The organism is Ignatzschineria sp. 22MB058224, assembly GCF_058188435.1.
The window spans coordinates 1,586,219-1,607,434 of record NZ_CP187366.1 but is presented as its reverse complement, the minus strand read 5'-3'; the positions used below and the strand labels follow the sequence as shown (position 1 = coordinate 1,607,434).

19 protein-coding genes are annotated in these 21,216 nt (G+C 38.8%); 11 read left to right on the top strand and 8 right to left on the bottom strand.

Annotated features, from left to right (window positions below; translation table 11 throughout):
* Positions 1-145: 145 nt before the first annotated feature.
* Both lplT and aas read right to left on the bottom strand, forming a co-directional pair.
* Positions 146-1,408 (bottom strand): lysophospholipid transporter LplT, encoded by a 1,263-nt coding sequence (gene lplT / locus ACPF7B_RS07030; protein WP_490505114.1) that lies wholly within the window; start codon positions 1,406-1,408, stop codon positions 146-148.
* Between the two features lies 1 nt (position 1,409).
* Entirely contained in the window at positions 1,410-3,563 is a 2,154-nt protein-coding gene (aas, locus tag ACPF7B_RS07025; RefSeq protein WP_490505113.1) for a bifunctional acyl-ACP--phospholipid O-acyltransferase/long-chain-fatty-acid--ACP ligase, read from the bottom strand.
* 245 nt (positions 3,564-3,808) lie between these two features.
* On the opposite strand from aas, the gene ACPF7B_RS07020 reads away from it, so the two are divergent.
* Positions 3,809-4,390 carry a TetR/AcrR family transcriptional regulator gene (locus ACPF7B_RS07020; RefSeq protein WP_490505112.1) on the top strand — a complete coding sequence of 194 codons (582 nt, stop codon included), beginning with the start codon at positions 3,809-3,811 and terminating at the stop codon, positions 4,388-4,390.
* A 113-nt stretch (positions 4,391-4,503) separates the two neighbouring features.
* Here the strand turns inward: ACPF7B_RS07020 and ACPF7B_RS07015 are convergent, their stop codons facing one another.
* A complete protein-coding gene (locus ACPF7B_RS07015; RefSeq protein ID WP_490505111.1) occupies positions 4,504-4,950 on the bottom strand; it encodes a universal stress protein in 447 nt (148 codons plus the stop codon).
* 184 nt (positions 4,951-5,134) lie between these two features.
* Here ACPF7B_RS07015 and ACPF7B_RS07010 point away from each other — a divergent pair, with 184 nt between their 5' ends.
* From ACPF7B_RS07010 to ACPF7B_RS06975, 8 genes are all read left to right on the top strand, one after another.
* A complete protein-coding gene (locus tag ACPF7B_RS07010; RefSeq protein ID WP_490505110.1) occupies positions 5,135-6,724 on the top strand; it encodes a peptide chain release factor 3 in 1,590 nt (529 codons plus the stop codon).
* Positions 6,725-7,526: 802 nt separating this feature from the next.
* Positions 7,527-8,168, top strand: coding sequence for an outer membrane protein (locus tag ACPF7B_RS07005; RefSeq protein ID WP_490505109.1), 642 nt, complete (start codon positions 7,527-7,529; stop codon positions 8,166-8,168).
* A 167-nt stretch (positions 8,169-8,335) separates the two neighbouring features.
* A complete protein-coding gene (locus tag ACPF7B_RS07000) occupies positions 8,336-8,968 on the top strand; it encodes an outer membrane protein (RefSeq protein ID WP_490505108.1) in 633 nt (210 codons plus the stop codon).
* A gap of 212 nt (positions 8,969-9,180) precedes the next feature.
* On the top strand, positions 9,181-9,834 hold the full coding sequence (locus ACPF7B_RS06995) for an outer membrane protein (RefSeq protein ID WP_490505107.1): 654 nt from the start codon (positions 9,181-9,183) through the stop codon (positions 9,832-9,834).
* Between the two features lie 183 nt (positions 9,835-10,017).
* Positions 10,018-10,950 carry an N-acetylmuramic acid 6-phosphate etherase gene (murQ, locus tag ACPF7B_RS06990; protein ID WP_490505106.1) on the top strand — a complete coding sequence of 311 codons (933 nt, stop codon included), beginning with the start codon at positions 10,018-10,020 and terminating at the stop codon, positions 10,948-10,950.
* Positions 10,950-12,158, top strand: a complete 1,209-nt coding sequence (anmK, locus tag ACPF7B_RS06985) for an anhydro-N-acetylmuramic acid kinase AnmK (RefSeq protein ID WP_490505105.1) — start codon at positions 10,950-10,952, stop codon at positions 12,156-12,158. Before murQ ends, anmK begins: the two co-directional genes overlap by 1 nt.
* 151 nt (positions 12,159-12,309) lie before the next feature.
* Positions 12,310-13,221, top strand: a complete 912-nt coding sequence (gene kdoO / locus ACPF7B_RS06980) for a Kdo hydroxylase KdoO (protein WP_490505104.1) — start codon at positions 12,310-12,312, stop codon at positions 13,219-13,221.
* Between the two features lie 169 nt (positions 13,222-13,390).
* Entirely contained in the window at positions 13,391-14,092 is a 702-nt protein-coding gene (locus tag ACPF7B_RS06975) for a LysE family transporter (protein ID WP_490505103.1), read from the top strand.
* A 158-nt stretch (positions 14,093-14,250) separates the two neighbouring features.
* Here ACPF7B_RS06975 and ACPF7B_RS06970 read toward each other — a convergent pair whose 3' ends face one another.
* The 5 genes from ACPF7B_RS06970 to ACPF7B_RS06950 all read right to left on the bottom strand — a co-directional run bounded on the left by ACPF7B_RS06970 (position 14,251) and on the right by ACPF7B_RS06950 (position 18,700).
* Positions 14,251-14,952, bottom strand: coding sequence for a FadR/GntR family transcriptional regulator (locus tag ACPF7B_RS06970; protein ID WP_490505102.1), 702 nt, complete (start codon positions 14,950-14,952; stop codon positions 14,251-14,253).
* Between the two features lie 292 nt (positions 14,953-15,244).
* Positions 15,245-15,988, bottom strand: coding sequence for a MipA/OmpV family protein (locus ACPF7B_RS06965; protein WP_490505101.1), 744 nt, complete (start codon positions 15,986-15,988; stop codon positions 15,245-15,247).
* A 156-nt stretch (positions 15,989-16,144) separates the two neighbouring features.
* Positions 16,145-17,494 (bottom strand): CoA-disulfide reductase, encoded by a 1,350-nt coding sequence (locus tag ACPF7B_RS06960; RefSeq protein ID WP_490505100.1) that lies wholly within the window; start codon positions 17,492-17,494, stop codon positions 16,145-16,147.
* A 34-nt stretch (positions 17,495-17,528) separates the two neighbouring features.
* Positions 17,529-18,197 (bottom strand): alpha/beta hydrolase, encoded by a 669-nt coding sequence (locus ACPF7B_RS06955; RefSeq protein ID WP_490505099.1) that lies wholly within the window; start codon positions 18,195-18,197, stop codon positions 17,529-17,531.
* 38 nt (positions 18,198-18,235) lie between these two features.
* Complete coding sequence (locus tag ACPF7B_RS06950; protein ID WP_490505098.1) at positions 18,236-18,700, bottom strand: NUDIX hydrolase; 465 nt, start codon at positions 18,698-18,700, stop codon at positions 18,236-18,238.
* A gap of 248 nt (positions 18,701-18,948) precedes the next feature.
* Between ACPF7B_RS06950 and ACPF7B_RS06945 the strand changes: the two genes are divergently transcribed.
* Positions 18,949-19,869, top strand: a complete 921-nt coding sequence (locus tag ACPF7B_RS06945; RefSeq protein WP_490505097.1) for a Dyp-type peroxidase — start codon at positions 18,949-18,951, stop codon at positions 19,867-19,869.
* Between the two features lie 188 nt (positions 19,870-20,057).
* Positions 20,058-21,170, top strand: coding sequence for a glycerol dehydrogenase (locus tag ACPF7B_RS06940; protein ID WP_490505096.1), 1,113 nt, complete (start codon positions 20,058-20,060; stop codon positions 21,168-21,170).
* Positions 21,171-21,216: the final 46 nt, after the last annotated feature.

Sequence of the window (21,216 nt, the reverse complement as noted above, 5' to 3'; positions counted from 1 at the left end):
TTTTTTAGCGATGATTAGCGATGATTTTAAACCTTATGTAGAGTAATCCCCAATTTCTGTGGATAAGTTTTGTGATAAACATTTTGTAATTTCTAACGTAGTGAAAAGCCCGCTTTGATAGCGGGCTTTTATATTTGTAAGATAATTACTCAACTTGAACCTTAGCATGATCTGAACGATGATTTTCAGCAAAGATTTTATATTTACGGGCATCATAAAAGAGTCCTAAAATGGCACAGAAAAAGAGTGCAGCAAAGAGCGCCATAAGCGTTGTAATACTAAAGACAGTAAAGCTTGTTAATACACCAAAAATGGCGATAGCAGTTAACATTAAGCTATTTTCAAAGAGATTTTGAATCGCCACTGCAGATCCAACGGTATTAAAGATTCCCCCACGAGTTTGTAGAAGAGCGTTGAGGGGAATAAGAAAACAGCCGCCGCAAGCACCGATCAACAGTAGAATGAGATAAGTTAGAAGGTAGTTTTTTTGTAGTAAAAAGAGAAAAATTAACATACTCATCGTGATGCCGGCAAAAAGGCTGATGCGAATATTGCGTTGATGAATAAAAATTGCCGCAAGTGCTGCACCAATGATGACGCCGACTCCAACAATAACGCTTAGTTGTGACACCATCTCCGTTCCTTCGCCCAAGATGTCACGTACCCAATCATTGAGCAGTAACTTTAATACTGCGACGCCCCCCCAAAAGAGACTTGTTCCCATAATGGCAAAGCGTGCTTTACGATCTTGTAGTAATTTTGTGAGCGTCGTTAAGAATTGGTATGCCACAATTTTAGGCTCGAGTTTTTGTGGAGCGTTCGGAATAATCTTTGGGATAAATCCATTAAAAAATGCTGCGAGAATATAGGCGAAAATTGTTAATGCTAAAGCATGATAAATACTTATCTCAGCAAGGATCCCTCCGACTGCAGAGCCTGCAAGAATTGCCAGAATGGTGGAACTTTCTACTAGACCATTTGCTCTAATCAATAACTTTTCATTTACAAACTCACTTAAAATTCCAAATTTGGCTGGAGAATAGACTGCTGCTCCAAGTCCGACAAAAGCGTAGCAGAGAAAAGGACTAATGCCGGTAAAGAGCAGAAGTACTCCTAAAATTTTGAGACTATTTCCAATCATTAAGATCTTTGATTTTGCAATATTATCCGCAAAAAATCCGACAATGGGGGCGAGCGCAATGTAGAAGATCACAAATGAGCCTTGTAAGATGTAGGTGCTCTCTTTACCATATGAATCGGTTTGTAACATCTCAAGAAGTGCAAAAAAGATAGCATTATCGGCAAAAGCGGAGAAAAACTGCGCATTAACGGTTGTGATAATCCCGCGGTTAAAAAGCTTTTCTCGATTGAAGCCTTGATTAGTCAAAGTTTGAGTTTTGGCAGTCATATTAAATCTCATTTTCCTCATATTTACTTGTTTCTACGAGTGTATTGAGTGTTTGGTAATTAATTTTTCCAGTACCCAAACGAGGGAGCTCAGGGATGAAACGTGTATCTTTACTAATCGCTATTTCCGGTAAGCCTAGTTCTCGTGCTGATTGAGAGAGGGCTTTACGGTCAACATCTGAAGGAATTGTTGAAAACATCACGATCGCTTCACCTTTTGCTTGATCTTTTCGAATCACTGCTGCATGTTGGTAGTCAGGGTAGGTTTCACGAAAGATTCGCTCTGCTGTTTCAAGTGACACCATTTCGCCGGCAATTTTAGCGAATCGCTTCACGCGACCTTCAATGGTTAGGAATCCCGCTTTATCTATATCGACAATATCGCCGGTATCATACCAACCTTTATGATTATCAAGTGTTTCAGTGGAGATTACGCCAGGATGATCGACAAATAGATAACCTTTCATGACATTGTCTCCTTTCACTAATAATCGTCCGCCTTTCTCAATCCCCTCGACGGGAAGTAATTTTGCTTTCATCCCCGGCAATAACTTTCCAAGGCTATCTTCTTTATAGAGTGAAGGAAGATTGATCGAAATGACCGGTGCACATTCAGAAGCGCCATAGCCTTCTAAGATACGAATGCCAAATTTTTTCTGCCATGTAGCTTTAACATTGTCATTGAGTTTTTCGGCACCGGCAACAACATAACGTAGCGATGCAAAATCGGATTGATTAGCGTAACGAGCATAGTTTTGAAGGAATGTTGAAGTTCCAAAAAGTACCGTCGCTCGAATTTCATAAATCATCTCTGGAATAATTCGGTAGTGAAGCGGAGATGGATATAAAAAGGCTTTTGCACCAGAGAGCGTTGAGGTGAGTAAACCAACCGTAAATCCAAAAGCATGAAACAGTGGCAACATTACCATGAAGGTGTCTTTGGGAGAAAAATCTGCCACAGTATGAAGTTGTTCAACATTTGTTAAGATTGAGCGGTTGGTATGAACAACGCCTTTTGGTGTTCCTTCAGACCCAGAGGTAAAAATAATGACCGCCTCATTGTCGGCGCTATTTTTCGGAAGATATTTTAACGGTGATCGTCGCACCCAAAAAGCCCAGAGTTTATCTTTTAAGCGCATTTCAGTTTTGAGATCCTCTAAGAATCGCCAATGAATATCGGGGAATGCGTCTATTAAAAATTGCAGCTTTGCTTCTTTAATAAAACGGCGTGAAGTAATGATTGTTTTGAGTTCGGCAGCGGTAATCGCAGCTTTAATGCCTTCGATGCCCGATGTATAGTTTAACATTGCGCAAACACGATTAATGGCATTTAATCCCAATATCGTTGTTGCTGCGGCAATTGTGTTGGGAAGCATAACCCCAACGCGTTCAGCCTCTTTTGTAAAACGTGAAAAGAGACGTGAAAGTACGAGGCTATGAGTAATAATATCGCCATAGCTCATGGGCCTACGTTGAATATCTTCGATACAGATCGTTCGTTTACCAAAGGTTTTGCGTGCAGTAACAAAGCTCGCAAAAATAGATGTGGGATTAAAGGCATCAAGACGTGTATTCATAAGAATTTCCTGAGTTTTAGTAGCAAGATCATAGCGATCTAATTGTGTTGATTTATCTGTATTTGGTAAATTTTCAAGATGTTGTGGAGCTTTTACCGAAAGAGTAATGTTAGGAAAAGCGCGTTGTTTAATAATGCCTTTCAGTCGGCTGAAATAACTTAATTGCGCACCATTGATATAGACGGGAATAAGAGGTTTACCACTCTTTTGGGCGATAAAAGCCGCGCCTTCGTAAAACTTCATAAAAGTGCCTGTTACAGTGATACGTCCTTCTGGGAAAATCGCGATACTTTCTCCTTTTTGCACATGCTGTAATAACGTCTTAATCGCCATAGGATGTCGCGGATCAACAGTTAAATGGGGAACAAACCTCAGTAGATATTTAAAATACCAACGATTTGCTATGGCCCGATCAATAACAAAGAGTGGGCGCTGTGGAAGATAGACGCCTAGCAGTAAACCATCAAGAAAAGATTGGTGATTACAGATAATAATCCCCTCACAGTTTTGGCTCTCCGGTGCAATAGATACTTCAATGCGATAGAAGAGTTTAAAGAGAATGCGCAAGAAGCTTCTCATGCCTTTATTAATCCTTTTTAAAAATAAATTTTTTAATTCCCATCGCCCATTTTGTCATAAATATTTTTGGTAAACGATAGTTAACTTTTTGTAGGTTAAAGTCTCTTTATTTAGATGTCAAGAAAAAAGTAATCAATCGTTAACTTTTTGTATCTATCTGAAAGACTAGAAAGAAAGATTCTTTATCAATCATTCGATATTTGCTAGACTTAACGTTAACGATCGTTATCTTTTTTGAGGCAAGTATGAAATTTGATTTTTCAAATGAGGGTAGTAAAAGCCGCTATCTTATTGCGGCGCTAACACTGTTTGCGGAACATGGTTATGATCTTGTTTCAGTTCGTGATATTTCAAAAGAGGCAGGTACATCAGAAGCTGCTCTCTATAAACATTTTAAAAGCAAAGAGGAGATGGCACTCTATCTCTTTAGCCTCATTTTAAAAAAATATACCAAAGAGATCGAACGAATTGCTTTAGATACGAATAAGACAACGATTGAGCGGCTTCAAGCGATGCAACGCTATACTTATGCGCTCTATCATGCGGATCCGGCAAGCGTTCAATTTGCATTATTGTCGCAATATAAATTTTGGGCACAAGTTGATGATGCACTGAAACCCCATTTTTGGATGCAAAAAATGCTCGAGCAAGGTATTGAAGCAGGAGAAATTGATAATCAAATCTCCTTATTAACGTTGGTATCACTTTATACAGGTTTAATTTTAGAACCGTTGATTCAATATAATTTCTTTCAAGAAGAACATGCTTCATGGGAGGCATTTACCGAAGAAGTTGCCGGTAGTATTTATAAATTTTTAGCAAAATAGTATCGAGTTGATTTATAAATAATTTTTTAGCTATCGATAAAAAAGGTGCATTTACAAATGCACCTTTTGAGTATGTTTAAACGCCATCACCGATTTTGAATGATAGAAAGGGATTACACCTTCACCGTTAGGATATCACAAGGAGAATCGTTAATGATTGCTCCAGAGGTTGATCCTAGCAAAACACCTAAGCCTGAACGCGTATGTGAACCGATAACAAGAAGATCCGCTTTTAATTCTTCAGCTGCGCGTAAAATGCCTTCTTTGGTTGAAAGTGCTGAAATGACCATAGTATCTGCATCAGGAATGCCGAGCTTCATCGATAGTTCACGCATTGTCTTTTTCGCTTCTGCAATAATTTCACTATCAGATACTTGAGGAATAATAGGCATTAATTCATACCCTGCGCTAATACTGATTCCTTCAAGAATATTGAGAAGTGTAATTTTTGCGTGATTACGTTTTGCCACCACTAAGGCTTGGCGCCCAACTTTTTCTGCATCTTGTGATTGGTCAACTGCTACAAGAATATGTTGATATTCAGTTTCATGTTCAGACATTTTTTGAATCTCCGATATGTGATAAGTAAGTTTCCATTCTACTGTTGAAGAATATAATTTCTTTTTTCGTTATAGCAAGAGATGGGCTTTTTAGCAATTGAAAAGCTTTGAAAAAACGACCTAGATTAAAAAAACGTGTACAATACGGGCACCGATTTATAGCAGAATTTAAATATAAGAGATCATGAGTAAATTAGCGAAAGAAGTTGCACGCCGCCGTACATTTGCCATTATTGCTCACCCCGATGCGGGTAAGACAACAATGACTGAAAAACTCCTTTTATTTGGAGGAGCGATTAATCTCGCAGGTTCAGTTAAGGGCCGAAAAGCCGCGAGACACGCAACTTCTGACTGGATGGAACTTGAACAGCAACGGGGAATCTCAGTGACTTCCTCTGTGATGCAGTTCCCTTATCGCGATTGTATGATTAACTTACTTGATACCCCTGGGCATCAGGACTTTTCCGAAGATACCTATCGTACTTTAACTGCGGTAGATTCAGCATTAATGATGATTGATTGTGCGAATGGGGTTGAAGAGCAGACAATTAAACTAATGAATGTTTGTCGCCTGCGAGATACGCCGATTATTACTTTTATCAATAAACTTGACCGCGATGGAAAAGAACCTATTGATCTTCTTGATGAAGTGGAAGATGTGCTTAAAATCAATTGTGCACCGGTAACATGGCCGATTGGAATGGGGCGTGATCTCAAAGGGGTTTATCATATTCTAGAGGATTATATCCATCTCTATGATTCCACTGAGCGCGGAACAAAAAGTAAAGGGCGCGTTGTTCAAGGGTTAAATAGCTCAGAGCTTGACGACGTGCTTGGAAAAGAACGAGCAGATGCATTTCGTGAAGAGGTCGAACTTGTTCGTGGCGCAAGTCATGAATTTGATCTTGAAGAGTATCTAGCAGGTCGCTTGACGCCGGTCTACTTTGGTTCCGCAATTACTAACTTCGGTGTACAAGAGATGCTCGATGGTTTTGTGGAGATTGCACCGTGCCCTAAAAAGCAAGCAACGCTTACTCGTGATGTGATGGCGGATGAAGAGCCTCTGACTGGATTTATCTTTAAAATTCAAGCAAATATGGATCCACGTCATCGTGACCGTATTGCCTTTATGCGTGTATGCTCGGGGCAATACAAGCCAGGGATGACAGCGCGTCATGTTCGTATTGGTAAAAATATTCGTATTCCTGAAGCCTTAACCTTTATGGCGTCTGATCGTGGGCATTTAGATGAGGCTTATGCAGGTGATATTATCGGTATTTATAATCATGGAACAATTCGTATCGGCGATACTTTTACCGAAGGTGAAGAGTTGAGCTTTAAAGGGATTCCTGATTTTGCACCGGAATTATTCCGCCGTGCACGTCTACGTGACCCTCTGAAAATGAAGCATCTAGAGCGTGGACTTGAACAGCTCTGTGAAGAAGGGGCTACACAGCTCTTTAAACCCCTTCGTAATAATGATCTCATTATTGGCGCTGTTGGTATTCTACAATTTGATGTCGTTGCTCATCGTCTAAAGCTCGAATATAATGTGGATTGTATTTTTGAACACGTGGATGTCTCTACTGCGCGCTGGGTGCATTCAAAAGATCCGAAGAAGTTTGATGAGTTTAAACGTAAAGCAGAAGATAATTTAGCGGTTGATCATCATGGCGAATATGTCTACATTGCACCAACTCGTGTAAATCTACATCTTGCTCAAGAGCGTTATCCTGATATTTCCTTTGATGCCTTCCGTGAAATTCATGGATAGTAAGTTGTAAATATTCTCTGGGAAAAGTAGAAAGAGGTCATCGTTACGTTAAGCAATCAAAAATCGTGAAATCAGCAGTCTTAATAATGAGAAACTGTTTTCACGATTCATACTTTGTTTGATCATGCGGTTAAGATCACTAAAATATTTAATTTCGGTAAGCTTTTGTTTCGATAATTAGTCGCATTATTCGCCTCGAAAAACGAACATGATAGGCTAGAAAACCTATATGATTATTTATAGGGAGGTAAAGAATGGCATCAGGTACTCAAAAAATAAAATCGGTAATGGTTTTAGTAATTGGCGAAAATAGATTAATTATCTGTCGATAATTATTTTAATAAATATTAAATAATTAATGCTGAAGGTGTTGCCCGTAATTTCCAAAATAATTGCTTGGTTCTTGTAAGGTTAGAAAGAGACTATCATTCTGAATTTGCGGATAGAATTGATATATCACTTGCATAGTCGAAGGATTGGGTTTTTACCTTTTTCTATTTCTTAGCCTTATGTTGTCAGTGGGGGCTTGTAGCGCTAAAAAACAAAACCTCGCATGTTTTCTAATATGTTGTTAGCTTGGAATTGAGAATTAAAAGCGAAGATTATTGAAGAAATTATCAAATCTTTAAAGATAATTATCCATCATTCAATACTTAATGATTATTACAAGACATTGATTGTAGAAATAAAAATTAATAATAGTAGAGTGTAAAATTATTAAAATATAATAATCTTTAAAAATATTTACGTAAAGGTTAAAATACTGATTCTTTATAGTGCTTAAAAGTTAATAGGAGATCAGATGAAAAAATTATTAATCGTTTCAGCGCTTGCAGCTGCTTCATTCACATCTATCGCAACTGCTCAAGATTTTGAGCAATATGTATCCGCTAAAGGTGTATTAGCGCACGTAAATAATAAGTTTGAAGATGAAGACGGTCATTTTAAGGAAAATAAAAATGTTGGCGGAATTCGTCTAGCATATGGTGTGATTGTGCCGATGGCAGATAACAATCTTCGTGCTGAATTAGAGTATGGCTACAATGGGAAAGTGAAATATGAGGATTCTTGGCGTGAAGGTGATGGCTTTGCAAAATTCCATAGTAATACAAAATCACAAACATTAATGGTTAATGCTTATTTTGATTTCAATACAGGTTCAAACTGGACTCCTTATGTGGGAGCGGGGATTGGATATGCGCGTTTGAAAAATACGATTGGGCAGACCGGAGATGATGGTTATTTAACATCAAAAAGTAAAGGTAACTTCGCTTGGAACGTGAGTGTCGGTACAACTTATGCAATCGATAAGAATCTAGCATTAGATGCAAGCTATCGTTTTGCAGATTATGGGAAAGTCACACATAAATTTGAAGACCAAACTGAAGGAAAAGTGAAACAACGTGCGAACGAGTTCAACTTAGGGGTTCGTTACTCTTTCTAATTCGTTGCTAATTTAAAGTAACTAATATATTTCAAAGCTTACCAATTAGAAATTGGTAAGCTTTTTTGTGAGCGATTCGATCCTTTACTCTTTATTTTTATAAATGTAAAATTACAATTAATACAATTACTTGTATTAATTATCTCTTTCTCATATTAAGGATTTTTATGAAAAAATTATTATTAACAGTAGCAGTAATGGCGACATTTTCATCAGTTGCAATGGCTCAGGATTTTCAACAATATGTTGCTGGTAAGGGTGTGTTTAATCGTTTGACGAATAAATTTGAAGGATCAAGCTCAGAGAGTGAGAGTAAAAGTGTTGCGGGTCTTCGTTTAGCATATGGTATTGCATTTCCTGTTGGTCAAAATCAAATTAGAACAGAGCTAGAATATGGTTTTAATGGGAAAGCAAAAATAACGATGGATGGTGATAAAAGCGAAACAAAATCCCAAACATTAATGGCAAATTTCTATTATGACTTTAATACAGGTTCGAATTGGACCCCTTATGTTGGAGCAGGACTTGGATATGCACGAGTAAAAAATAGTTTAGATTTAGTTGGGTTTCCATCTAGCTATCATGGCTCTGAAAGCAAAGGTAATTTCGCTTGGAATGTGGGGGCTGGTGTTAGTTATGCATTTAATGAAAATTTAAAAATGGATATTGGCTATCGTTTCACGGATTATGGAAAAGTAGAACATACCTTTAATAAAGAAGGATTTGTACCGAAAGGAAAAGTGAAGCTCAGAGGTAATGAATTGAACATTGGTATTCGTTATACTTTCCCTCAATATTAGTTATTTTTTCATAACAAACAAAAAACCACTCTTCATGAGTGGTTTTTTGTTTGTTATAAAAAAGTTAGTAAGTTTTGAGAATTAAATGACCAAAAATTTCAATGGTTTAGCTTTAAATTCACATATATTTAACAAAAAAAACTACTATTTAAAAATATTTATATTGTAAACTAACATTCCTTCTTAATGAGAATGAATATTAGGATTTCAAAATGAAAAAGTTACTTATTATTTCAATGGTTTCAGTCATGGGTTTTGCATCATCAGCAATGGCGCAAGATTTTGAGCAATATGTATCGGGTAAAGGTGTATGGAGCTACGGTACTTATAAGGTGAAAAGTCATAAAGACTCTGAGAAATTTAAAGAGAATAAAAGCGTTGCAGGTATCCGTCTGGCTTATGGTTTAATCTTCCCAATGGGCGAAAACACTCTTCGTGCTGAATTAGAGTATGGTTTAAATGGAAAGCAAAAAATGAATAAGTCATTTTTTGATGGTGATGAGCATGTCGAACTTAAAAACAGTATGAAGTCTCAATCATTAATGGCAAATGTCTATTATGATTTCAATACAGGTACAAACTTTACACCTTATATTGGTGCTGGTATTGGTTATGCCCGCTTGAAAAATAGTGTTGGGTATACAGATGCTGAAGAAAGTTTCTCAATGTCAAAAAGCAAAGGTAATTTTGCTTGGAATGCTTCAGTAGGAACAGCTTACAAGATTGATAAAAATCTTGCATTAGATGTGAGCTACCGTTTTACTGATTATGGTAAAGTGAAATTTAATGCTTCAGAAAATAATGTTAAAGCAACTTCTAAACTTCGTGCAAACGAATTGAATCTAGGTGTTCGTTATACATTCTAAGAAAGTACATTCCACTTTTTGAATTATTAATTCATAATCCTTATATAAAATAAAACCTTACGAACATAGTGAAAGTATATTACTATTTTCGCAAGGTTTTTTATTGCTTACCAATTGAGCGGTTTTTATGAAAAACCGTTAAGATAGCTCTATTGTTGATTAGAAAATAGTGGAATAATATTGATGAAAAGTGAGCGAATATCTCTTGAGAATATTGGTACCGAACAGGTTAATCCTCGTACAAAGCATATTGATCAACTCTCTACTGTTGAGATGGTGAGATTGATTAATCAGGAAGATCGCTCAGTTATAGATGCGGTAGAAGCGGCAACAAATGCTATTGCTAAGAGTATTGATGCGATTGTTGTATCGCTCAATAATGGTGGTCGGTTAGTCTATATTGGCGCAGGGACTTCTGGGCGTTTAGGCGTTTTAGATGCCTCGGAATGTCTACCAACATTTGGTGTTGGGGAAGAGAAGATTATTGCTCTGATTGCCGGCGGTGATCGTGCTCTACGGCATCCTGTTGAAGCTGCGGAAGATAATTGTTTGTTTGCAGTGGAGGATTTAAAATCAATTCATTTTAATCAGCGAGATATTCTCTGTGCGATAGCCTCATCAGGGCGAACACCTTATTGTATTGCAGGGCTTGAGTATGCAAAAAGAATTGGAAGCAAAACGATTGCCTTAACCTGCACAGCAGAGAGCCCAATGGCGGCAAGAGCCGATATCGTAATTGAAGCGATTGTGGGGGAGGAAGTCATTACTGGTTCTACACGCATGAAGTCAGGAAGTGCTCAAAAGATGATCCTTAATATGCTTTCCACTGGTACGATGATTAAATTGGGTAAAGTTTATCAAAATCAGATGGTTGATCTTCGGGCAACCAATGCAAAGCTGATTGAACGTGCGCGTAAAATGGTGATCTATTTCACCGATTGTGAATATGAGCGCGCCGTGGAGCTTCTAACGGCAGCGAATAATCATGTGAAAAGTGCCATTGTAATGGAATTATTAGATGTTGATTTTTCGGAGGCCGAGCGACTTCTCCAAATGTATAATGGTAGTGTGCATCGGCTCTTAAAGAACGATGAGTCAGTAAAAAGGATTGAATAATGTCACGACAGTTTGCAGTTGGGATCATGACTGGTACATCGCTAGATGGAGTTGATCTTTCATTGGTCGTGCTTAATGGTGCGGAGGAGAATATTACTTGCGAGCTTTTACATTTTATCTCATTACCTTTAGCGAATGATTTAAAGGAGCGGCTGCAAGCAGTTTGTCATGATGATACGGCGAAAGTCTCGCAAATCTGTTCATTAAATTGCGAACTTGGGGAGCTTTACAGTGAAAGTGTTACAGTGCTGTTGAATGAGGTGAATGAGCTGAAAAAACATGAACCTCTTCGCTTTCAAGACTTTACTGGGGAGCTCGATTTTATCGCTTCCCATGGGCAAACGATTTACCATCTACCACAAACAAAAGCGCAAAGAGAGGGGCTTTGTCGTTCAACCTTGCAAATCGGTGACCCATCGATGATGGCGCTTACACATCAAACTGATGTTTACTTTAATTTTAGGATGATGGATATTGCCGCTGGCGGAGATGGTGCGCCACTTGTACCAATGACGGAGTGGTTTTTATATCGTGACGCTTCTAAAAACCGATTATTACAAAATATTGGTGGAATCGGAAATGTAACGGTTTTGCCGAGCAACAGTACGATTGATGATCTATGGGCATTTGATACGGGACCGGGAAATATGATGATCAATGATGCTATGCAGTTACTATTCAACAGGTCATATGATGATAATGGGGAAGTGGCGCGTAAGGGAACGGTTATCCCAGAATTTTTAGCAGAGCTCAAAGCGCATCCATATCTATCGGAAAAACCTCCCAAATCGACTGGTAGAGAACTATTTGGACAAGATTATACTAAGCAGCTTCTTTTACAATATCAGTCCTATTCTCCGGAAGATATTATTCATACGTTAACACGTTTTACGGCGTATTCGATGGCTGAGAGTTATCGTCAATTTATTTTTCCGACTATTGAGGTTGATGAGGTTATTGTCGGGGGCGGTGGTGCTTATAATTCTGCACTGATGATATGTTTACAAGAAGAATTACCCAAAATATCTGTATTGACGAATGAAGATATCGGTATTTCTAGTGATGCTAAAGAAGCTGTTGCGTTTGCGTTACTCGGTTATTTGGCGAAACTTGGGCAAGCGGGGAATGTTCCACGTGCAACCGGTAGCCATTTGCCGCTGGTGCTAGGTCAAGTTTGTCCTAATCCATTCCCGCAAAATAAGAATTGATGGTAGAATATTGCCATTGAAAACGAGTTCAATTGATAGTTAGTGACTAAATATTTTTTATTTAACTTCAAATAGTTAAAATTCAATTGTTACGGAAAAAACTGATTTTTAATCAAACGTTAACCTATCGACGCTATTTTAGGAGGTTCACATGTCTGAAACGGTCAACTCACAACAAGATGCACCCATTTTAGAGTTAGGAATTACAGAGTGGCGTTCAGAAAAGAATGATCACGACAATATCGTTCGTCATCTCGAAGCAGGCGATGTGCTCTATTTTCCATCACTTCCTTTTATTTTAACGTCTGAAGAATCGGCCCTGTTAGATCCTGCTTTAGTTAGTCCTAAGCGTAAAAATATCATGTATCAGGCGGACAAAGATGCTATTCGCGGCGTTGCTGATAATGTATCAGATGCTCAACAAGCGGCATTAAAAGGATTATTAAAACGGTACGCTGAGTCGAGTTATCGTCTATTAACGGATCTTATTCCTGAGTACAAAGGCAAGCTTCATAGCCCAATGAATACGTTACGACTTAATGCGATTGATGAGTGGAGTGATAGTCATTCATTCCGTAAAGATGACCGCCGTCTACATGTGGATGCATTCCCATCGCGTCCTCTTCATGGTAAACGTATTATTCGTATCTTTAATAATATTAATCCTAATGGTATTCCTCGTAAATGGCGTGTTGGTGAAGCATTTCCGAAATTAGCCAATCGTTTATTACCTAAAACCAAGTCGTATTCGAGTTTAGGTGCATCATTGTTGGATAAGTTACAGATCACTAAAAGTCGTCGAACTCATTATGATCATATTATGCTGCAATTTCATGATCTGATGAAAGAAGATGAAGATTATCAAAAAAATGGTATTCAATGGGATGTCAATTTTATGCCGGGTTCAACTTGGATCTGTTTCTCCGATCAAACGCCACATGCGGCAATGAGTGGGCAATTTATGCTAGAACAGACTTATCAGCTGGATGTCGAAGATATGGTTAATCCTGCGCAATCGCCTTTAAAGATATTAGAGGGAATGATTGGAAAGCCGCTTTTATAAAAGCCTTATGAATAAAACGGAATAAAACCGTTTTGAGTTTTCTGCACTATCCTATAAAAAATACTGATATTCTACATGTCAGTATTTTTTTGTGATTTTATCTACAACTTATTGATAATATTCTACTTGTTAGTAATTAAAATAATTATTGAGGGATAATACGTCTATTATGTATGAAGCAACAATGTTATTAGTCACGCTCGCTGGGATTCACTTTATGGCATTAGTAACACCGGGGCCTGATTTTTTCTTAGTGACGCAAATCGCTGTCAGTCATTCGCGTAAAGATGCATTGATGACTGTTCTAGGTGTTACGATGGGGGTTGCTGTTTGGGCGATTGTCGCATTGTTGGGTTTACATGTACTTGTGGAAAAATTCCCCTGGATTCAAACGATTCTTTTTGCAGGTGGGGCAATGTATCTAACTTATTTAGGAATTCTCCTAATTAAAAGTGGCTACAAACAGATTAAGACTCCGAAGCAAGCGATGGCAGAGATGCTTGATAATCCTTTAGAAGAAGGGGTTGTGGATATTGATCTACCTTCCAAAAACAGTACTCGTTGGCATCTTTTTCTCAAAGGACTCTTCACCAATCTCTCGAACCCTAAATCATTAATCTATTTTGGCAGCGTCTTTGTGATTTTTGTCGGCGATCATATTTCCAATGTAATGCGCGTTGAGATCTTCTCATTAGTAGTAATTGAGACATTTCTTTGGTTTTGTGTTGTTATTTTACTCTTCTCAATGCCAAAGCTTAAAGCAATGTATCAGCGTGCCGGCGGTTATATTGATGGGATTGCCGGAATCTTCTTTATTGGATTTGCGATTAGTCTCTTTTATCAAGCGGCTGTACAGGTGATAAATCAGTAGGATAGAAGTTATTATCCTGCCGTGCGCAGAGTTATCCATAACCTTGTCCTAAGAAATTGTGGATAAGAGAGAAGTTATCCCAATAGAGAGTTGAAAAAAGCGAATAGATCTTTACACTATTCGCTTTTTTATGATGATCAAATTCTTCAAAAGAATGGTTATTGTGGAACCGATTGATACAGTGAAATGGTATCTTCAATATGCTGCTGCAAAATTGTGACACCTTTTACTGCATCTTTATGCAAAAGCGCATTATAAAGTTCACGATGAATTTCAACAAAATGGGATACATCGCTTAATTTACGCATGGTTGTGCGCGTCTCATAGATCGATTCAAAGAGCTGTTGATAAAGCGTTTCGACAATATCCACAAGTGCACTATTATGACTTGCTTTCACGAGTGCTAAATGGAAACGAAGATCCTCTTTTGTTGCCGCTTTATGGAGTTTAATCCGCTCTTCAAGCGCGATTAGTGCCGTTTCAATGGCTTCTAAATCCTGATTTGTCGCCCTTTTTGTTGCGAGAATAAAGGCGCGAGTTTCTAAGCCTTCTCGAATTTCTAAAAGCTCGATAATATCGGCCGAGTGAATATTTAAAAGGCGATAGCGTAAGCGGCTTAAAATAAGATCTTTATCGCTGTGGGTTAAAAAGAGTAGCCCTTCTTTATCAAGGAAAATACTTTCAGCGACAAGAAGTTCAACGGCCTCTGTCACATCTTTGAGCTCTTTGTTGAGCTCTGTTGAGAGTTGCTCGATGGAGGGTAAGATCTCTCCGGGTAGAAAAACGCCAGATTCAATCATTTCCATAATATCTACAATCACTTCTTCATGGGGTGGACGCTCAACAGCTTTCAATTTCATACTATATTCCTCCTATAGAATGATGGTCGATTTGAGTCTTTTTATAAGTGTATAGGATGACTCATCGTATGGGATAAACCACTATGCGCAGTCTATTTATTATTATTGTTGTATGAGAACCGATCGCATGATTATTTTTGATAGGCTTGTGTATTTAAAAAATCGGAACAATTTCACTTTTGCACAAAAGTGCGTTCTGCGCAATAAATATTTTTACAAGGCCTTATGGCGAACAATAAAAAAGCACTCTTGAAGTGAGTGCTTGGTCGATATTATTTTATGGCTAACAGTGTTAGAAACTATAGTTAAGACCTAATGCGAAGCTCGATAAGGTAGAGCGGTTTGTCATTGGGCTATCTTTTACATCACTTGGGAGGAATTTAAATTCCATACCACCAAAAACGTGGAAGTTATTTGTCGCTTTGACAGTCATACCAATGCCGATATGAGGTGTTACAGAGCTGCCTGGGCGATATTGACGAATCCCTGTACGCATTGATTCAGCTGCTGAAACTCCATAGTAGTAGCGATTGTGTTTTTTATCATCCCATGTTAATCCGGCGCGTGGAACAAGATTAAAATGATCATTGACACGATAGATATATCCAACATTTGCATTCGCCACCATATCTTTACTTCGGCCAAGAATATCGCCACCGATATCAGCACTCACAAAGAGGTTATTATCAAAGCGATGGCTAATACCCGCACCGAGTTGAATGGTTGATTTACGGCGATCTAATCCATTGAACGGCCAATGAGAATCTCCCGGTTTAAAGCTTAATGATTGATAATTTAAGTGGAGATCAACCTTTGTATTATTAATATCAATGACATCAACACCGAGTTTTAGCCCTTTAATGAAAAAAGCGCCTGATTGATACTCTAAATGGGGCACAGGAACCCAGTCAGAATTATCACCGACATACGGTTTTTGTTGATAACCAACCCCTACGCCGAGGCTTAAATTGCTCGTCTGAGCGAATGCAAATGAACTAGTTGTTATAAAGAGGCTCGCAATTAGTAATTTTTTCATATTAGTTTTGTATTTTTTTAATAGCGTTATTCGGTAATGAAAGCGTGTTAAAAGATCGCTCCCCATCATTCCATTATAAGATTATGGACTTATATTAATTGTAAAAAGGATTGAAGAAAAGCGAGTTTAATAATATTTATATTCCATAATGTTTTATTACTTAGCCGTATTTGCCGCAATATTGATGGCTTCCCATGTTGTTGTGAAGGGAGGGGCATATCCTAAATCTAAAAGCCCTAACTCATCGGTAGTCAAACCTGCATGAATTGCTACTGATAAAGCATGCAGTCTGAGTGCCGCATCCTTTTTTCCAAAGATTTGTGCACCTACCAATACTTTACTTACTCTATGATAAACAAGTTTAATGGTGAGTATCTCTTGCTCGGGATAGTAGTTGGTATGGTTGGGCGTTGTCACTAAGGTCGTTTTGAAATCATCCCCAATGGTTGCTGCCATTGTCTCTGTTAGTCCGGTGCTGCCGGCCTCATATTGTCCAGCTTTAATAAGGCTTGAACCAAGGCTTCCGGGATAAGCGATATAATGTTCTCGATCTGAAACGATATTGCTTCCAATGATCCGTCCCAGTTTATTAGCTGAGGTTGCTAAAGGAATATAACGATCCCCTAATAGACGATGAGGAACAGTGGCACAATCACCGGCACTAAAGACATTAGGGATCGATGTTTCACCATATTGATTAATAATGATGGCGCCATTTGGGAGTTTTTTTAAACGCGTATCGGTAATAAACTCGGTGTTTGGATGAAATCCAATCGCGACAACAATCGCATCTGTTTCAATACATTCTTTGTCTGTAACAACGGCATTCACAGTCTTTTTATGGCTTAAAAAGCTTTTAACAAGCTGGTCTTTTTTAATGGTGATATTTTCTTCTGTCAGTGCATTTTCAATATATTCTGAAAATTCATGATCAAAAGGCCCGTCCATGATTGCCGCACTATTTTGGATGAGTGTCACTTTTTTGCCAAGTTGTGCTAATTGATCTGCCACTTCAACACCAATAAACCCTCCGCCAACAACAGTGATTTTATGGTAGCGGTGAAGATTTCTTTTAAGTACTTCCACATCTTTTAATAATGTATGGAGATAGACATTTTCTGCATTCATTTCTGGGATATTGAGGCGATTGGGCAGGGCACCCGTAGCGATCATCAGTCGATCATATGACAGTGTTTTTTGACGGTTGCTTTTTAGATCTCTGATCGTAACGAATTGTTGGTCGAAATCAATCGCAGTTGCTTCCGTTTCAAGAAGGAGATTTATGCCACTTGCCATAATTTGTTCTGGCGTACGAGCGAACATTCGTTGAGGATTGGTAAACTGCTCTCCCAAATAGTAGGGCAATCCACAAGCACCAAATGAGATATAGTCCTGCTTTTCAATGACGGTAATATTGGCTTCGGGGTTTTCACGTTTTGCCTTTGCAGCAACGCTCATCCCCGCGGCAATTTCACCAATAATAATGATATTTAATGATTGTGGCATCTCTCCTCCCAATATTTTCTGCTGATCAATCGAATTAAAGTGATGGATTTAGGTGTTCTTGCAGCCAAACTGCAATATCTTGTATTTCGTCATTGATGACCTCATGGCGCATCGGATAATCATGCCAAGTGGTTTTGACACCACGATGACGCAGGAATGTTTCTGCTGCTCGTCCAAGTTCGATATTCACGACATCATCCATTGTGCCATGAAGATGAAGTGTTGGAATCTGTTTTTTATCATCCCCGATATTGAGGGACTCATCAAATGTTGCACTATAAGTAGAGAGTGCCATCACACCACCAACATTTTTTTCATCAGCGATAAATGCAGTATTAAGTACAACTGCACCGCCTTGTGAAAATCCTGCAAGAATAATACGTTCGCGCGGAATCCCTTTAGCGACTTCTGTTTCAATGAGTGAGACCACATATTGGCTCGATTCATCAAGTTCCGACTGCTTAATCTCGCGGGGCGAAGTCAGTGCGATAATGTCATACCATGAAGGCATCGGGAAACCATTATTTAAAGAGACAGGTCTTACCGGCGCTTGTGGCAGAATAAAACGCGTTGTTGGAAGAATATTGCGTTGTAATATCTGCGCAACAGGTAAGAAATCCTCTTTTGAAGCACCTAGGCCATGGAGCCAAATAACGGCAGAATCAGCGTGTGCTTTGGGTTCTAAAATAATGGGGGTTTCCATAAATGTCATCTCCTATGTTGAATGATAAGTTGGGGCAATTACGCATCAAAATGAGGATCAAATCCTAGACTATCGCCGACATTTTTGATCATTTCAAGCCATGTAGGAATCACAAAGCTTGTCATAAGTGGTGCAAAATCATAGTGATCGCACTCTTTTGGGGTAATCCAAATTGCTTCGGCAATCTCGGAACTTGGCATAATCTCTTTGAGTTCTGGCAGTAGTACCATAAAAAGATTAGAGCGAATAAAGTACCCAGGCTCATTTGCAGCGGGCGCTTCATATGTTTGGATAAAATGGGCTAAAGCGGGTGGAATTACGAGATTAACCTCTTCTTGTAATTCTCGTAACAGCGCCTCAATGGGTGTTTCACCTGCATCAATTTTTCCACCGGGAAGCATATACTTGTGGGTGTTTTTTTTCCGCACCACTAGTAAACGTCCTTTGGGATCAATAATAATTCCCGCAGCGAGAATAAAGAGTCGATTTTCATCAATAGTCATAAATTTTTCGATTATTAAAAAGGGAAAGATCCATTGTAGGATATTTCGGAATTTGATGTGAAATTCCCGTTTTTTATAGAATATTTTTGCATAAAATAGCACCGTAAATCATGTAAAATTGCGTAAAAAGCGGTATTATGAAGGAAGTTTTAGTGAGGGCATTGAATAAATCGATAGTATCCTGATAAGACCAAACAGGGAATTGTCGGCAATGTGATTTCAATAATCGAAAAGTATAAGGAGCAGCAATGAGTGAACTCAATTTCCAAGAAGGTTTAATTGTTGAAAACCGTGATCATGCTATTTTTATGGAAGTGAATTTTAAAAGTGATGATCTAGAAGCGATTAAAGAGGCAATTGCCGGTCTATTAGCACGTCAAAGATCCTATATTTCTCGTTATTCAACGTGTGGCTTGCAAATAGTTGTGGCTTTTGGACGCGATGCTTGGACAAAACTTTCCGGAAACGCTAATAGTGCCCCTGAGCTTGTTGATTTTAGAGAGCTTGGTTACGGCATGGCAAAGGCAACTCAACGCGATATGTTTGTCCATATTAACTCTCATTCTCATCGTATTAATTTTTCAGTTGCACAAGATTTTGTAAAACTCTTTAAAGGTCTCGTCACTATTGAAGAGGAAGTTCATGGATTTAGATGGTTAGAAGCGCGTGATTTAAGTGGGTTTGTCGATGGTACTGAGAATCCAAAAGGTGCAGAAGATCGTATTGATGTCGCGGTAATTAATGATGGCATTGATGCCGGTGGTAGTTATGTGATTGCGCAAAAATGGGTGCACTCTCTTGAACAGATCGAACACTTTGACCTTAAAACACAAGAGAATGTTTTTGGTCGCACAAAAGTGGATGACATTGAGATGGATGATGATGAGAAACCTGTTGGTGCACATACAGAACGTGTGGTGATTGACGAAGATGGTGAAGAGCTTGAAATTGTTCGCCACAGCTTGCCGTACGGTTATGCAAGCGGTGAAAAAGGCCTCTACTTCTTAGCTTATAGTGCTGAACTTACCCGTTATGAGAAGATGCTTGCTCGGATGTTTGGTGAAGAGGATGAAAATTTTGACCATATGTTGTCGTACACGCATGCAGTGACAGGTAGCTTTCTCTATGTGCCATCACTGGATCAGTTAGAAGAGATTGGTGCGGCTTAAATAAGACGCCGTAATCAAGAAAGAGTCTTAAGAATTGAAAGCGTTACCGAAAGAGTAGCGCTTTTTTAATAACTACGGGATAAGTGTAAATCTGTTATAGTGAATGTAGGGATTTATATAGATAGTGGTCGATAATCCCTTGTTTTGGCAAGTTTTACAATTTGGCTCAATTTTACAAAGGAGTTTATATGTTAAAAGTGTTGCAATCCCCCGGTAAATACGTTCAAGGTCCTAATGCACTTAAAGCGATCGCAGAGTATATCAAGCCACTTGGCAAAAATGCATTCGTGATAGCCGATGAGTTTGTCTTTGGGCTTGTTGAGTCAATGGTCAAAACAAGTATGGAGGCGAGTGGCTTGACCTATCACAAAGCGATCTTTCACGGCGAATGCTCGCAAAATGAGATTAAGCGCCTTGGTGAACTCTTTGTAAAGAGCGGAGCAGATATTGTAGTTGGTATTGGCGGTGGTAAAACCTTAGATGCAGCTAAGGCAGTTGCTTATTATGGCGAAGTACCGATTGTGATTGCCCCAACAATTGCTTCAACAGATGCTCCAACTAGTGCTCTTTCGGTGATCTATACCGATAAAGGTGAATTTGAGAGCTATCTTATCTATCCGAAAAATCCTGATGTTGTTGTGATGGATACCGCAATTATCGCCAATGCGCCGGTACGTCTCTTTGTTGCGGGAATGGGGGATGCATTAGCAACCTATTTTGAAGCAAAAGCCTGTACCGATGCCCAAAAACCAACGATGGCGGGGGGGTTAACAACGCGTGCGGCGATGACGCTAGCAACGCTCTGCTATGAAACGCTTTTAGAAGAAGGGCTTAAAGCAAAATTTGCCGTAGAGAGTAAAGTCAGTACTAAAGCGGTTGAAAATATTGTAGAAGCAAATACACTTTTAAGCGGTTTGGGATTTGAAAGTGCGGGATTAGCCGCGTGCCATGCGATTCATAATGGTTTAACGGTGATTGAAGAATGCCACAATATGTATCATGGTGAGAAAGTCGCTTTTGGAGTTTTGGTACAACTAGTGCTGGAAAATAGTCCGTTAGAAGAGATTGAAGAAGTCTTAGAGTTCTCCACATCGGTAGGATTACCCGTGACATTTGCTGAACTAGGCTTTAACGATGATGCACCGAATTATCATGAAAAACTCAAAGCAGCCGCGAAACTGAGTTGTGCGGATACTGATACTATTCATAATATGCCATTTTCAGTAACGGAAGAAGATGTTTATGCAGCAATGATCACAGCAGATCGCCTTGGTCGCGTTTGGTTGCAAAGTGAAGAGTAGGCAACATGTTTGAGGATCGATCGATAACTGACCGATAGAAAATAAA